Origin of the sequence: Acidovorax sp., from assembly GCF_034519795.1 — a bacterium.
GTDB lineage: Bacteria > Pseudomonadota > Gammaproteobacteria > Burkholderiales > Burkholderiaceae_C > Acidovorax.
In genome coordinates, this window is record NZ_JAXHOB010000009.1 from 219,901 (window position 1) to 233,427 (window position 13,527).

The 13,527-nt window shown below is 70.0% G+C and carries 13 protein-coding genes; 10 read left to right on the top strand and 3 right to left on the bottom strand.

Going from position 1 to position 13,527, the window contains the following annotated elements:
• Window positions 1-119 precede the first annotated feature (119 nt).
• From U5N23_RS11720 to U5N23_RS11735, 4 genes are read left to right on the top strand one after another with little or no spacing between them, the layout of a single operon-like run.
• Window positions 120-2,555: a TonB-dependent receptor gene (locus tag U5N23_RS11720; protein ID WP_322592985.1), complete on the top strand. Its 2,436-nt coding sequence runs from the start codon at window positions 120-122 to the stop codon at window positions 2,553-2,555.
• Window positions 2,556-2,864 carry a DUF3649 domain-containing protein gene (locus U5N23_RS11725; RefSeq protein WP_322592986.1) on the top strand — a complete coding sequence of 103 codons (309 nt, stop codon included), beginning with the start codon at window positions 2,556-2,558 and terminating at the stop codon, window positions 2,862-2,864. It begins immediately after the preceding gene.
• Entirely contained in the window at window positions 2,861-4,399 is a 1,539-nt protein-coding gene (locus U5N23_RS11730) for a PepSY-associated TM helix domain-containing protein (protein ID WP_322592987.1), read from the top strand. The genes U5N23_RS11725 and U5N23_RS11730 overlap by 4 nt, the downstream gene beginning before the upstream one ends.
• Window positions 4,399-4,692: a DUF3325 family protein gene (locus U5N23_RS11735; RefSeq protein WP_322592988.1), complete on the top strand. Its 294-nt coding sequence runs from the start codon at window positions 4,399-4,401 to the stop codon at window positions 4,690-4,692. Before U5N23_RS11730 ends, U5N23_RS11735 begins: the two co-directional genes overlap by 1 nt.
• 21 nt (window positions 4,693-4,713) lie before the next feature.
• Here U5N23_RS11735 and U5N23_RS11740 read toward each other — a convergent pair whose 3' ends face one another.
• The gene (locus U5N23_RS11740; RefSeq protein WP_322592989.1) at window positions 4,714-5,172 is read right to left on the bottom strand and encodes an Rrf2 family transcriptional regulator; all 459 of its coding nucleotides are present in this window, start codon (window positions 5,170-5,172) and stop codon (window positions 4,714-4,716) included.
• A gap of 65 nt (window positions 5,173-5,237) precedes the next feature.
• On the opposite strand from U5N23_RS11740, the gene U5N23_RS11745 reads away from it, so the two are divergent.
• Together U5N23_RS11745 and U5N23_RS11750 are read left to right on the top strand one after the other, a co-directional pair.
• On the top strand, window positions 5,238-6,215 hold the full coding sequence (locus tag U5N23_RS11745; RefSeq protein WP_322592990.1) for an alpha/beta hydrolase: 978 nt from the start codon (window positions 5,238-5,240) through the stop codon (window positions 6,213-6,215).
• Window positions 6,216-6,256: 41 nt separating this feature from the next.
• On the top strand, window positions 6,257-6,730 hold the full coding sequence (locus tag U5N23_RS11750; RefSeq protein ID WP_322592991.1) for a hypothetical protein: 474 nt from the start codon (window positions 6,257-6,259) through the stop codon (window positions 6,728-6,730).
• Window positions 6,731-6,742: 12 nt separating this feature from the next.
• Here the strand turns inward: U5N23_RS11750 and U5N23_RS11755 are convergent, their stop codons facing one another.
• Complete coding sequence (locus U5N23_RS11755) at window positions 6,743-9,208, bottom strand: AAA family ATPase (RefSeq protein ID WP_322592992.1); 2,466 nt, start codon at window positions 9,206-9,208, stop codon at window positions 6,743-6,745.
• Between the two features lie 66 nt (window positions 9,209-9,274).
• The gene (gene hemH, locus U5N23_RS11760) at window positions 9,275-10,384 is read right to left on the bottom strand and encodes a ferrochelatase (RefSeq protein WP_322592993.1); all 1,110 of its coding nucleotides are present in this window, start codon (window positions 10,382-10,384) and stop codon (window positions 9,275-9,277) included.
• A gap of 126 nt (window positions 10,385-10,510) precedes the next feature.
• Between hemH and U5N23_RS11765 the strand changes: the two genes are divergently transcribed.
• The 4 genes from U5N23_RS11765 to U5N23_RS11780 are packed head-to-tail and all read left to right on the top strand — an operon-like array spanning window position 10,511 to window position 13,511.
• Window positions 10,511-11,182, top strand: a complete 672-nt coding sequence (locus U5N23_RS11765) for an amino acid ABC transporter permease (protein ID WP_322592994.1) — start codon at window positions 10,511-10,513, stop codon at window positions 11,180-11,182.
• Between the two features lie 11 nt (window positions 11,183-11,193).
• Complete coding sequence (locus U5N23_RS11770; protein ID WP_322592995.1) at window positions 11,194-11,847, top strand: amino acid ABC transporter permease; 654 nt, start codon at window positions 11,194-11,196, stop codon at window positions 11,845-11,847.
• 52 nt (window positions 11,848-11,899) lie between these two features.
• The gene (locus U5N23_RS11775) at window positions 11,900-12,706 is read left to right on the top strand and encodes a transporter substrate-binding domain-containing protein (protein WP_322592996.1); all 807 of its coding nucleotides are present in this window, start codon (window positions 11,900-11,902) and stop codon (window positions 12,704-12,706) included.
• 25 nt (window positions 12,707-12,731) lie between these two features.
• Window positions 12,732-13,511 carry an amino acid ABC transporter ATP-binding protein gene (locus U5N23_RS11780; protein WP_322592997.1) on the top strand — a complete coding sequence of 260 codons (780 nt, stop codon included), beginning with the start codon at window positions 12,732-12,734 and terminating at the stop codon, window positions 13,509-13,511.
• Window positions 13,512-13,527: the final 16 nt, after the last annotated feature.

Here is a 13,527-nt window from a genome sequence, read left to right on the forward strand (position 1 = left end):
TTCAAAGAAATTTTGCGAAGGACGTGCGGGTTCGCCCCGGTCGTGCGTCTACAGGGGGTGGCGGCGCGCTGAATGCAGCGCGCACGCCCCTTCCATTGCTGACCCAGGAGTCCCCGCCCATGCTGCGCACCGCGCCCCTTTGCCGTTTCCGTCCCTCCCCCCTGGCCCTGGCCGCAGCCTTGGCCCTGGGCCTTGCCGCAGGCCAGCCCCAGGCCGTGCATGCGCAGGCCGCTGCCGCAGCTCCGGAAGGCGCCCGCAGCTTCACCATCGCCGCCCAACCGCTGGCCCAGGCGCTCAATGAGCTGGCCCGCCAGGGCGATCTGCAACTGGGCTTTCCGGCCGGGCTGGTGGCGGGCAAGACGGCGCCGGCCGTGTCGGGCCGGCTCACGGCCCAGCAGGCGCTGGACCGGCTGCTGGCCGGCAGCGGGCTGGAAGGCTCGGTGAAGGACCGTGCCGTGCTGGTGCGCCCGGCTGCCCCGGCCCCGTCCGCAGGGCCGGCCGGCGCCGCCGTGCTGCCCACCGTCTCGGTGACCGCCACGGCGCCCGATGCGCTGCCCGGCCCCTATGCCGGCGGCCAGGTGGCCCGCGGCGGCAAGCTCGGCGTGCTGGGCAACCGCGACGTGATGGACACGCCCTTCAGCACCACCCAGTACACCGCCAAGCTGGTGGACGACCAGCAGGCGCAGACCATCGGCGACGTGCTGGTCAACGACCCCTCGGTGCGCAACACCTACGGGCGCAACGCAGGCCGCGAGGAGTTCAACATCCGCGGCTTCACGGTGTTCAACTACGACGTGTCGTACAACGGGCTGTACGGCCTGTCGCCGCGCAACGCCGCCTCGCTGATCGGCGTGGAGCGGGTGGAAGTGCTGCGCGGCCCCGGCGCGCTGCTCAACGGCATGGCGCCGGCCGGCTCGGTGGGCGGCGGCATCAACCTGGTGCCCAAGCGCGCGGGCGCCACGCCACTCAACCGCGTGACCGCCTCGTACGCCGAGGACAGCCAGTTCGGCGTGCATGCCGACATCGGCCGCCGCTACGGTGCCGAGCAGGAGTGGGGCGTGCGCCTGAATGCCGCCAAGCGCTCGGGCGATACGCCCATTGATGGCGCAAGCGAACGGGTGGACGCCCTGGCCCTGGGCCTGGACTACCAGGGCGAGCGCGTGCGCCTGGAGGCTGACCTGAACTACCAGAACCGCGTGACGCATGGGCGCAGCAGCCTTCTCTTCCCACCCGCTGCCGGCACGCCCATTGCGGCGGCACCGGGCAACAAGATCAATTTCCAGCCCAGCTGGAGCTACTGGGACGCCGAGGAACGCGCCGCCATCGTGCGCGGCGAGGTGGACATCACCCCCGGCCTGGTGGCCTACGGCGCGCTGGGCAGCATGCGCTACGAGTTCGACAGCCTGCAGACCACCTCGCAGCTGCAGAACGCGCAGGGCGCGCTCATGGCCCGGCCCTACCGGCTCAAGGAATACGTGAACACGCGCACGGCCGAGGCCGGGCTGCGCGGCAAGGCGCAGACCGGCAGCCTGCGCCATGAATGGGTGCTCAGCGCCACCGGCTACGCGCAGGACAACGGCCTGCTGCGCCAGAACGGCACGGTCTACCCGTCCAGCATCTACACCCCGGCCGCCGTGGCCATGCCCGCCATCGCCCTGGGCGGCAACCTGCCCCGCACTGGCGAGACGCGCATGAACAGCGTGGCCCTGGCCGACACCGTGTCCACCGCCGACAAGCGCTGGCAGCTGACCCTGGGCGCGCGCCACCAGGAGGTGCGCACCCGCACGCTCGACGGCGCCACCGGCGCGCAGACGGCACGCTATGGCAAGTCCGCGGTGACGCCGATGGCGGCCGTGCTGTTCAAGGCCACGGCGGGCATGTCGCTGTACGGCAACTACATCGAAGGCCTGTCGCAAGGGCCCACCGCGCCCAGCGGCACGGCCAACGCGGGCCAGATGTTCCCGCCCTCCAAGTCCAGGCAGGTGGAGCTGGGTGCCAAGTTCGACACCGGTAACTTCGTCACCACGGCCAGCCTGTTCCAGATCGACCGGCCCAGCAGCGTGCTCGACGCGTCGACCACGCCCTCGACCTTCCGCATGGACGGCGAGCAGCGCAACCGCGGCCTGGAAGTCGTGACCCAGGGCGAGGTGACCCGGGGCCTGCGCCTGCTGACCGGCGTGGCCTTCACCCAGGGCAAGCAGACCAAGACCCAGGGCGGCGCCAACGACGGTCGCACCGCGCCCGCCACGCCCAAGGTGCAGATCAACATCGGCAGCGAATGGGATACGGCCTTCCTGCCCGGCCTGACCCTGACCGCACGCGCCCTGCACACCAGCAGCCAGTACGTGGACGTGGCCAACACCCAGCAACTGCCCTCGTGGAACCGCCTGGATGTGGGTGCGCGCTACCGCTTCAATGCGGGCGGCATGCCGGTCACGCTGCGCGCCACCATCGAGAACCTGCTGGACAAGAACTACTGGCAGTCCGCCGCGCGCGAAGGCCTGACCATGGGCGCGCCCCGCACCCTGCTGCTGTCGGCCTCCATGGATTTCTGAGTGCGCGGCGGCAGCAGGCCTGAGCGCGGTGCCCATGCCCCCAGCCGCGCCGCGCGCTGGGCGGTGGCATCGCGCCTGCTGGCCGGTGGCGTGGGCGGCTACGCCCTGGCCCAGGTGCTGCCGGTGGCCGTGCTGGCCCCGGCCGGCCTGCCGCGTGCCGATGCGGTGCTGGTGGCCATGCAGCTGAGCTTTGCGGTCTATGCACTGGCGTTCATGGGCGCATTCGCCGCACGCAGCGCGAAGAGGGCGTGGGCCGGCATGGGCCTGACCCTGCTGGGCAGCGCCGTCGTCGTCTGGTGGGCGCTGTGACGCCGGTCCCCCGCAACCCCCTGCGCCCGGCCATGGCCGGGGTGCACACCTGGGCGGGCGTGCTGTTCGGTTGGCTGCTGTACTTCATGTTCGTGACCGGCACGGCCGGCTACCTCGATACCGAGATCGACCGCTGGATGCGCCCCGAGCTGCCCGCGGCGCAGTACCCCGTGGCGCCGGCACCGGCGGCCGCGCATGCCATTGCCTACCTTGAGGCCCATGCGCCGGGCGCGCGGCGCTGGAGCATCCAGCTGCCCGTGGACCGCAACGAACCCTACCTGCGTGTGGCCTGGTCGCCGCAGACGGGTGCGGCGACCGGCGCGGCGTGGCTGGATGCACAGACCGGCGCGCCCATCGCGGTGCGCGGGACCGGGGGCGGCCAGGTGCTCTACCAGATGCACTGGCGCCTGCACTACCTGCCGCAGGCGCTGGCCGACGGGGTGGTGGCCATTGCCTCCATGGTGCTGCTGCTGGCCCTGCTCACCGGCATCGTGGCGCACCGGCGCTTCTTTGCGGACTTCTTCACCCTGCGGCTGGGCAAGGGCCAGCGCTCGTGGCTGGATGCGCACAACCTGGCCAGCGTGGCCAGCCTGCCGTTCCAGCTCATGATCAGCTACTCGGGACTCATCTTTGTGATGTTCTCGTTCATGCCGCTCATCGCCAGCGCCTGGTACGGGCTGGCGCCGGGCGCGGCGGTGCGCACCTTCTACGGCGAGCTGTTCCCTCCCATGGCGAGCGCGCCCGCCTCGGGCCGGCCAGCCGCCCTGGCCCCCATCGCACAGGTGCTGGCACAGGCCCCGGCGCAATGGCATGGCGCGCCCGTGGCGGTGATCGAAGTGCAGCACCCGGGCGATGCCAACGCGCGCATCAGCGCCATCGGCAACTTCGCAGCAGGCCCAGTGCGCTCGGCCGGCATTCTGGTGTTCGATGGCGTGGGCGGCGCGTTGCTGGCCGAGCGGCCCGCCTGGCAGTCCACACCGCGCGCCGCGCGCGACCTGTGGCTGGGCCTGCACGAGGGCCTGTTCGCCGGCCCCGTGCTGCGTGCGCTGTACCTGCTGTCGGGCCTGCTGGGCTGCGTGATGATCGCCACCGGCATGGTGCTGTGGTCCGCCAAGCGCCAGGCGCGCCTGCCCACGCGCGGCCACGCGCTGGTGCAACGGTTCAACCCCGCCGCCATCCTGGGCCTGCCGGTGGCCATGGCCGCCTACCTGTGGACCAACCGCCTGCTGCCGGCTGGCATGGAGGGGCGCGCATCGACGGAGGTGCATGTGCTTTTTGCCGTCTGGCTCGGGGCCTTCATCCACGCCGCCTGCACGGTCCCGGCGCAGTCCTGGCGCACCCAGGCCTGGTGCGCCGCGCTGGGCTTTGGCGCGCTACCGCTGCTCAATGCGGCCACCAGCGAGCGGCACCTGGGCCGGTCGTTGGTGGCCGGCGACGGGGTGATGGCCGGCATGGACCTGGGGGCGCTGGCCCTGGGCCTGGCATTCGCCGCGGTGGCCCTGGCCGTCCAGCGCCGTCAGGGACCGGTGCGGTGATGCTCGCGCTGGCATGTGCCTTCATGCTGCTGGGCCTGGTTGCCCTGGCGCTGGCCATGGACCGGCATGCCGCGCACCTGCCGCAGGCTTTGGCGGGACACAGGGCGCGCCGGGCCTTGCGCATCCTGGGCTGCATGGGGCTGGCTGCGTCGCTGGCCTGCACCTGGGCGGGCATGGACGGCGCCATGGCCGCCATCACCTGGCTCGGCCTGCTGGCGCCAGGGACCTTGTGCATTGCGGTGGCGATGGCATGGGCTGGACGCAGCCGTGGCGGCAAGGGGCCGCGTGGGTAAGATCACCCGCTACCCATCCACCTAGCCTTTGCTGCGCGGCGCGGCCCTTTTGGTTGTCGAGGAGAGCGGGGGACGCAGCTCTTCGGCCAGTTCCATCAGGCGCTTGCCTGCCAGTTGGGCCAGCAGCGCCTGCTCCGCCGTGTCCATGGCCTGGGCCAGAAAGCGGTTGGTGGCGGCCTCCACGGGGCACTCGGGATTGTCGGACGCAGGGCCGAAGGCAAACGGGCGTGAGGGCTCCAGGGCGCGGTAGACGTCGGCCACCGTGAGCGTGCCGAAGTTCGCCGCCAGCGACCAGCCGCCGCCGCGGCCCCCGGTCGAGACCACATGGCCCGCCTCGCGCAGGCCTGCCATCGTGCGGCGCACGACCACGGGATTGGTGTGCAGCATCTGCGCGATGGTTTCGGACGTTGTCGTGCCGCCATGCAGGTGCATGTGCAGCAGCACGTGCATGAGTCGTGCAAGCCGGGTGTCTTGGGGCATCTTGACTTTGTGTAACTCAATGAGTTACGATTTGCTTGAGCTTGTTCGTTGAAAGGCCGGGGACCATGACCTTACCCAATTATCGAATGCTGCAGGCCAACGGCTTGCGCCTGCGGGTGGCCGAGCAGGGGCAGGGCCCGCTGGTGCTGCTGTGCCACGGCTTTCCTGAAACCGCCCATGCCTGGCGCCACCAGCTGCCGGCCCTGGCGGCGGCAGGATACCGCGCCGTTGCGCCCGACATGCGGGGTTTTGGGGGCAGCGATCGGCCGCAGGCGGTGGATGCTTACACCGTGCTCGACGCCGTGGGTGACCTCGTCGCCCTGGTCGAGCAGTTGGGAGAGCAGCAGGCCGTGCTGGTGGGCAACGACTGGGGCGCCACCATTGCCTGGCAGGCCGCACGGCTGCGGCCCGACCGCTTTCGCGCCGTGGCGGCCCTGGGCGTGCCCATGATGGGGCGCGCACCCATGGCGCCGAGCCAGCTCTTCCCCCAAAGCGCACAGGCCTGGTCCTACGTGCACTACTTTGCCCAGCAAGGTGTGGCCGAGCGCGAACTCGAAGCCGACGTGGCCACGGCGCTGCGCCGCATCTATTTCGCCGCCAGCGGCGAGGCCGGCCAGCGCAGCGACCCGGGTACGCCCAACCCTTTCGGCATGTTGCCCCGTGACGGCGGGCTGCTGGCCACGCTGCCCGAACCGGCTGCGCTGCCGGGCTGGCTCTCGCCCGAGGACTTCGAGGGTTTCGTGCAGGCATTCCAGGCCAGCGGTTTCGGCGGCGGGCTCAACTACTACCGCAACCTCGACCGCAACTGGGCGGCGGACGCTGCCTTCGACGGACTGCGCGTGGAGGTGCCGGCCTTGTACCTGGTGGGCGAGCGCGACACGGGGCTCGCAATGCCGGGCATGGCCGGCCTCATCGCGGCCATGCCGGAGCTGGTGCCCCGGCTGCGCGGCTCGCATACCATCACCGGGGCCGGCCACTGGTTGCCACAGGAAGCGCCCGCGCGCGTGAACGAGCAACTCATCGGCTTTCTGCGGTCGCTGTAAGTGTGTCTCCACACCTTTGAACGACAAGCGCGCCCGCCTGCATGCACATCACCCCCGACCTGTTCCCCGCAGCCAACCGCGCCATGGCCTCGGTGCTGCTGCTGTACTACCACCTGCTGCGCGAAGGCGGCATCACCAACGACCAGACGGTGTACCTGGACCCGGCGCACTTCGACGCCCTGGAGTACGTGGACGTGACGGTGGACGCATCCGGGGCCGGCGAGATCGATGCATCGCTGCTGCGCGAAGGTTCCGTGGTCTGCCTGCTGTGCGACCTGGACGACATGGTGTCCGAGCACGAAGACAACTACCTGCAGTGGCCCTTCACCCAGGCCATCCTGCAGGCGCACGCCCAGGGACGCCTGGCGGCCGTGCCCGAGGCGGCGCTGGTGATCGGCGAGGTGGAGCGGGGCATGGCCCACCTGGACATGGCGCGCTACCGCGCGCTGCTGCAGGGCATCTACGAGAAGTACGTGGTGGGCCGCTGGCAGGCACTGGGCCGCCTGCCGGCATAGGCCACCACCGGTTCAGTCTCTGCGCCGGCCTCTGCCCGCGCGGCCCGCACGGGTGTGCCCCGCGCTCTGGCAGGCGCGGCGGTAGGCGCGCAGGGTCTGCTCGGCTCGGCCGAGCACGGTGTCGGCCAGGTCTTCGGTTGCACCCGCCATGCCGGAGGCCTCGCCCGTGAGCAGCGCGATGCCTTCGGCCACGTGCTCTGCCGTGTAGACGTGGAACATGCCGCGCTCCACCGCGTCGAGGATGGGGCGGGCCAGCATCAGGTGGCGCCGGTTGCGCGCGGGGATGAGCACGCCCTGCGTGCCGTCCAGTCCCGCCGCGGCGCAGGCCTGGAACCAGCCTTCGATCTTTTCGTTGATGCCGCCCACGGGCAGCACCTCGCCGTGCTGGTTGAGCGCGCCGGTCACCGCGATGCCCTGGCGCAGCGGCAGGCCCGACAGGCTGGACAGCAGTGCGTACAGCTCGGCGCACGAGGCAGAGTCGCCCTCCACGCCGCTGTACTCCTGCTCGAACACGATGGAGGCATTGAGCGCGAGCGGCGCCACGTGGCTGAACAGGGCCGTGAGGTAGCCGTGCAGGATGAGCACGCCCTTGTCGTGGATGGGGCCGGACATGTGGACCTCGCGGTCGATGTTGAGCAGCCCTTCCTGCCCGGCGAAGCTGCGTGCCGTGATGCGCACCGGAAAGCCGAAGCGGTAGTCGCCGAGGTCGATCTGCGACAGGGCGTTGACCTGGCCCACCGCCGCACCGTGCAGGCTGATGAGGCATTCACCTTCGGCCAGGGTCTGGTGCAGTTCTTCCTCGGTCTGGTTGTGGCGCAGCCGCTGGGCAGCCAGGGCCGCCCGCACGTCGGCGGCCTGCACCAGGGCCGTGGCATCGGCAGGGCGGCGCATGCGGCACATGGCGGCGCTCTCGATAACCAGCGCCTCGGCCTGGGCGAAGCGGGCGCTCTGGCGGCCCTGGTCGTCGGCCTCGCGGTGGCTCTGCTCGATCAGCAGGGCCACGGCCTCGGGGCCGAAATGGGGCAGGCCGCGTTGCACACAGCACTGCGCCACGAAGATGGCGGTGGCCCGGTGCGTGGCCGGTGTGGCGATGAAGCGGTCGGCAAAGTCCACCTTCACGCGAAAGCGCCGCGCGGCTTCGGGGTCGCTGTCCTGCAGGGCGTAGTACTCGTCCACCGAGCCGATGAGCACGATCTTCACGTCCACCTCCACCGGCTCGGGCTGCAGGCCGGCCGGCGCGCCAGCGCCGCCACCATGGCCACCGGCATCATCGGTGATCTGCAGCCGGCGGCTGCGCAGGAAGCGGCGCACGCGTGGCCACAGGCCTTCCTCGGCGGCCAGGTCCTGCAGGTGCAGCAGGATGAAGCCGCCGTGCGCGCGCAGCAGGCTGCCGGCATGGATGGCCGATACATCGGCCGGCCCAGGGGCGGCATCGTCGGCATTGGCGCCATGGTCGATGCTGCCCATCAGGCTGCGCTGCTGCGGGTTGTCTTCGACGATCACGGGGGCGCCGCTGCGCCCGCCGTTGTCCACCGCCAGGTTCACGCGGCACTTTGCGAGCAAGCCGTCCAGCTCATCCTTGCGGTCGGCCTCGGCATCGGCCTCGTTGTCGCCGTAGTAGGGCTCCAGCAGGTCGATGCTGTCCAGCAGTGCGCGTTCCACCTGGTCCAGCCACTGGGCAAGGCGCGCGGCCTGGGGGGCGATCTGGCGGGCGCCGTGCAGCGTCTGCTGCACCAGCGGCTGCACCACGGCGCGGCGCAGGGCGGCCAGCGCGGCGTCGCGCTCGCGCTCCAGCGGGTGCATGGCCTGGGCGAAGCGGTCGATCTCGGCGCGCAGGGCGTCTTCGTCGCGCGCGATGGCGGTGCGGCGCTCGGGCGGCAGCACGCGCGTCTCGGCGTCGCTGAGCGGCTGGCCGCGCGGGCCCAGGGGCGTGATGGTCATTTGCCCGTTGTTGCGCACCAGGCGCAGCTGGCGCGCCAGCGCAAAGGCGTCGAGCGCGGCCAGGGCTTCGTTCTCCTGTGCCTGCCAGCGCTGCTCCACGCGCGCCGCATCGGCCAGGAAAGCCGGGTTGGCCAGGTGCTGCGGCACCTCGGCTTCCAGGCGCGTGCCCATGTCGGCCAGGGCCTGGCGCAGCAGGCGCCCCTGGCCCGCAGGCAGGCGCAGTGCGCGCGGGCGCTCCGGTGCGTCGAAGTCGTGCAGGTAGCACAGGTCGGGCGGCACGGGTCGCCGCGCGGCCTCGGCCAGCATGGCCTGGTGCAGCAGCGAGGCGCGGCCGCTGCCCACGTCGCCCAGCACGAAGAGGTGGTAGTCGGGCTGCTGCATGGCCAGGCCGAAGCGGGCGGCGGCCTCGGCGCGCTCCTGGCCGATCCAGGGCAGGGGCTGGCCGGCGAGTTCGGCGGTGCTCGAAAAGCCCAGCGTGGCGGGGGCGATGGTCAGCCGCAATTGGTGTGCAGACAGGGCGCGGGCGGATGCGGGCATGGAAAACAATTCAGGGGAGCGGTGCGGGGGAAATGGGGAAGATTGGGCGGGCGGGGCCCGTGCCGGTCAGCGACCTGCGGGGGCGGGGCCTTTGGGCGCGCCACCCGCCAGCGCGCGCTCGCGCGCATCGGCCTGCGTGGCAGCATCCTCCACCTGCGTGGGCCAGCCCGCCAGGTGCTGCTGGGCCACGCGGCTCAGCGCGGTGATCCAGTGGCTGCTGTCGTTCAGGCAGGGGATGTAGTGGAACTCCTGCCCACCGGCGTGCAGGAAGGCCTCGCGCACCTCCATGTTGATCTCTTCCAGCGTCTCCAGGCAGTCGCTGGTGAAGCCGGGGCAGACCACGTCCACCCGGCGCGTGCCGGCCTTGCCCAGGGCCTCGATGGTGGGCTGGGTGTAGGGTTCCAGCCACTTGGCCTTGCCAAAGCGCGACTGGAAGGTGAGCACATAGCGTTCGCGGCGCAGGCCCAGGCGCTCGGCCAGCAGGCGGCCGGTCTTCAGGCTCTCGCAGTGGTAGGGGTCGCCCAGCGCAAGGGTGCGTTCGGGCACGCCGTGGAAGCTCATCACCAGCTTGTCGGGCTGGCCGTTCACCTTCCAGTGCGCCTCGATGCTGCGCGCCAGTGCGTCGATGTAGCCGGGGTGGTCGTGGTAGCGGTTCACGAAGCGCAGCTCGGGCACATGGCGCGTGCGCGCGGCCCAGGTGTACACCGCGTCGAACACGCTGGCCGTGGTGGTGCCCGAATACTGGGGGTACAGCGGCAGGATGAGGATGCGCGTGGCGCCCTCGGCCTTCAGCGCGTCGAGCTGGCTGGCGATGGACGGGTTGCCATAGCGCATGGCGTGGCGCACCAGCACCTGGTGGCCGGCCTCGCCCAGCCAGCCGCGCAGCAGCGTGGCCTGTTTCGCTGTCCACACCGCCAGGGGCGAGCCCTCGGGCGTCCACACACTGGCGTACTTGGCGGCCGACTTGGCGGGGCGGGTGCGCAGGATGATGCCGTGCAGGATGGGCAACCATGCCAGCTTGGGGATCTCCACCACGCGGTGGTCCGACAGGAACTGCGCCAGGTAGCGGCGCACGGCCGGTGCCGTGGCTTCGTCGGGCGTGCCCAGGTTGCACAGCAGGATGGCGGTGCGTTCGGGCTGACCGTGGGTGAAAGGGGGTTCGGGTTGAAAACGCATGCGGCATTGTGGCCCAGGCATTCACCCGCCATCTCCTGGAGGGGGAAGGCAGCCCCGGGAAACCCCTCATGCGCAAATGAAACCGGTTTCATAGACTCCTGCCATGCCATCTGACAGGCGTTTGCCGTGAACTACCAATTCCAGTTCGAATCCGTTTTTGCCGCCTGGCCCCTGCTGCTCAAGGGCACCTGGATCACCGTGCAGCTGTCGCTCACCGCCACGGTGCTGGGGCTGGTGGTGGCCATCGCCTGTGCCTGGGGCAAGACATCCGGGCCGGCCTGGCTGCGCTTCGGGGTCAATGCCTACATCGAGCTGATCCGCAACACGCCGTTCATCGTGCAGCTGTTCTTCTTCTTCTTTGCCCTGCCGTCCATCGGCCTGCGCTGGTCGCCCTACACGGCGGCGCTGACCGCGATGGTGGTGAACCTGGGGGCCTACGCGGCAGAGATCGTGCGCGCGGGCATCGAGTCCATCCCCAAGGGGCAGATCGAGGCCGGACGGGCGCTGAACCTCAAGCCCTGGGAGATCTTCCGCTTCGTCGTGCTCAAGCCGGCGCTCAAGGCCATCTACCCGGCGCTCACCAGCCAGTTCATCCTGCTGATGCTGAGCTCGGCCGTGGTTTCGGTGATCTCCGCCGACGACCTGACCTCGGTGGCGGCCAACCTGCAGTCGCAGACCTTCCGCAGTTTCGAGATCTACATCGTCGTGGCAGCCATCTATCTGCTGCTCGCCGTGTCGTTCTCCGGGCTGTTCAAGCTGATCTATCAGCGCACGCTCAACTACCCCGACCGTCGCTGAGGACCCCGGCCATGCGCACTTTTGGAATTTCCGAGTTCTGGTTCATCGTGCAGGCCGCCCAGTGGACGCTGGCGCTGTCGGCCATGGCCTTCGTGGGCGGCTCGCTGCTGGGGCTGGTGGTGGCGCTGGCGCGCACGTCCGAGAACACCGCCGCGCGCTGGGCTGCCACCCTGTTCATCCAGGTGTTCCAGGGCACGCCGCTGCTGCTGCAACTGTTCCTGATCTTCTTCGGCGCCCCGGTGCTGGGGCTCGATATCAACCCCTGGCTGGCCGCCGGCATTGCGCTGGTGCTCAACAGCGCGGCCTTCCTGGGCGAGATCTGGCGCGGCTGCATCGAGGCCATTCCGCGCGGGCAGTGGGAGGCAGCGCAGGCCCTGAACCTCAATTACGTCTCGCGCATGCGCTTCGTGGTGCTGCCCCAGGCCTTCAAGATCGCGCTACCGCCCACGGTGGGCTATGTGGTGCAGATCATCAAGGGCACGTCGCTGGCCGCCATCATCGGCTTCACCGAGATCACGCGGGCGGGCCAGATCATCAACAACGCCACCTTCCAGCCGCTGCACGTGTTCACCACCGTGGCGGCGCTGTACTTCGTCATCTGCTGGCCGCTGTCGCTGCTGGCCGCGCGCATGGAGCGCAAGCGCGCCCGGGTGCTGGCGCGATGAATCCTTCTTTTCCCAAGCGTGCATTCCATACCAACCACACAGGAGACATGAGATGACCTTTTCGCACTATCGCCGCACCACCACCGCTGCCCTGGCCGCCCTGGGCCTTGGCGCTGCGCTCACCGCCTTCGCCCCGCTGGCGTCGGCACAGAGCGTGGCCGACATCAAGAAGAAGGGCGAGATCACCATTGGCATGCTGGTGGACTTTCCGCCCTATGGCACGACCAACGCGCAGAACCAGCCCGATGGCTACGACGCCGACGTGGCGAAGCTGCTGGCCAAGGACCTGGGTGTCAAGGTCAACATCGTGCCCGTCACCGGCCCCAACCGCATTCCCTTTCTGCTGACCAACAAGGTCGACGTGCTGGTGGCATCCCTGGCCATCACGCCCGAGCGCGCCAAGCAGGTGCAGTTCTCGCAGCCCTATGCGGCCGCCACCATCGTGCTGTACGGCAAGACCGGCAGCACCATCAAGAGCGCGGCCGACCTCAAGGGCGTGCGCGTGGGCGTGGCCCGCGCCAGCACGCAGGACGTGGCCGTCACCAAGGCCGCGCCCGAGGGCACCGAGATCCGCCGCTTCGACGACGACGCCTCGGCCATGCAGGCGCTGATCTCGGGCCAGGTGGATGCCATCGGCTGCTCGGTCACCGTGGCCGCGCAGATCGCCAAGCGCGTGCCCGCCAACACCTTCGAGAACAAGTTCAACCTGCTGCAGCAGGCCATGGGCATCGCCATGCGCCCCGGCCAGGACGAGCTGCACAAGGCCATGGACGAGTTCGTGGCGCGCAACACGGCCAATGGCGAGCTCAACAAGCTGTACCGCAAGTGGCTCGAAACCGACTTGCCCAAGCTGCAATAAAAACAAGGACAGGGAGATTTTCGCCATGACGGACGCAGTCACGACCACCCCCGGCACACCGCCGATCATCCGCATGGAGGGGGTCAACAAATGGTTCGACAGCTTTCAGGTGCTCACCGACATCGACCTGTCGGTGCGCGCCGGCGAGCGCATCGTGATCTGCGGCCCGTCGGGTTCGGGCAAGTCCACCCTGATCCGCTGCATCAACCGCCTGGAGGCGGTGCAGAAGGGCCGCATCGAGGTGGACGGCATTGACCTCACGGCCGGCGGCAAGAACGTGGACGCCGTGCGTGCCGAGGTGGGCATGGTGTTCCAGCAGTTCAACCTGTTCCCGCACCTGACCATCTTGGAAAACTGCACCCTGGCACCGATGCGCTCGCGCGGCATGGGCCGGGCCGAGGCCGAGGAGGTGGCGATGAAGTACCTCACGCGCGTGCGCATCCCCGAGCAGGCGCACAAGCACCCGAGCCAGCTGTCGGGCGGGCAGCAGCAGCGCGTGGCCATTGCGCGCGCGCTGTGCATGGCGCCCAAGGTGATGCTGTTCGACGAACCCACCTCTGCCCTGGACCCGGAGATGGTCAAGGAAGTGCTGGACACCATGATCGGCCTGGCCGAGGACGGCATGACCATGCTGTGCGTGACCCACGAGATGGGTTTTGCCCGCAGCGTGGCCGACCGCGTGATCTTCATGGCCGACGGCAAGATCCTGGAGCAGGCGCCGCCCGCCGAGTTCTTCGGTCAGCCGCAGCATGAGAAGACGCGCCAGTTCCTGGGCCAGATCCTTAGCTCCCACAACGCGCACTGAACCGCGGTGGATGACC

Coding starts and splice junctions, on each gene's coding strand:
- U5N23_RS11720 (WP_322592985.1), top strand. CDS start 120: ATGCTGCGCACCGCGCCCCTTTGCCGTTTCCGTCCCTCCCCCCTGGCC.
- U5N23_RS11735 (WP_322592988.1), top strand. CDS start 4,399: ATGCTCGCGCTGGCATGTGCCTTCATGCTGCTGGGCCTGGTTGCCCTG.
- U5N23_RS11740 (WP_322592989.1), bottom strand. CDS start 5,172: ATGCCCCAAGACACCCGGCTTGCACGACTCATGCACGTGCTGCTGCAC.
- U5N23_RS11745 (WP_322592990.1), top strand. CDS start 5,238: ATGACCTTACCCAATTATCGAATGCTGCAGGCCAACGGCTTGCGCCTG.
- U5N23_RS11750 (WP_322592991.1), top strand. CDS start 6,257: ATGCACATCACCCCCGACCTGTTCCCCGCAGCCAACCGCGCCATGGCC.
- U5N23_RS11755 (WP_322592992.1), bottom strand. CDS start 9,208: ATGCCCGCATCCGCCCGCGCCCTGTCTGCACACCAATTGCGGCTGACC.
- hemH (WP_322592993.1), bottom strand. CDS start 10,384: ATGCGTTTTCAACCCGAACCCCCTTTCACCCACGGTCAGCCCGAACGC.
- U5N23_RS11770 (WP_322592995.1), top strand. CDS start 11,194: ATGCGCACTTTTGGAATTTCCGAGTTCTGGTTCATCGTGCAGGCCGCC.
- U5N23_RS11775 (WP_322592996.1), top strand. CDS start 11,900: ATGACCTTTTCGCACTATCGCCGCACCACCACCGCTGCCCTGGCCGCC.
- U5N23_RS11780 (WP_322592997.1), top strand. CDS start 12,732: ATGACGGACGCAGTCACGACCACCCCCGGCACACCGCCGATCATCCGC.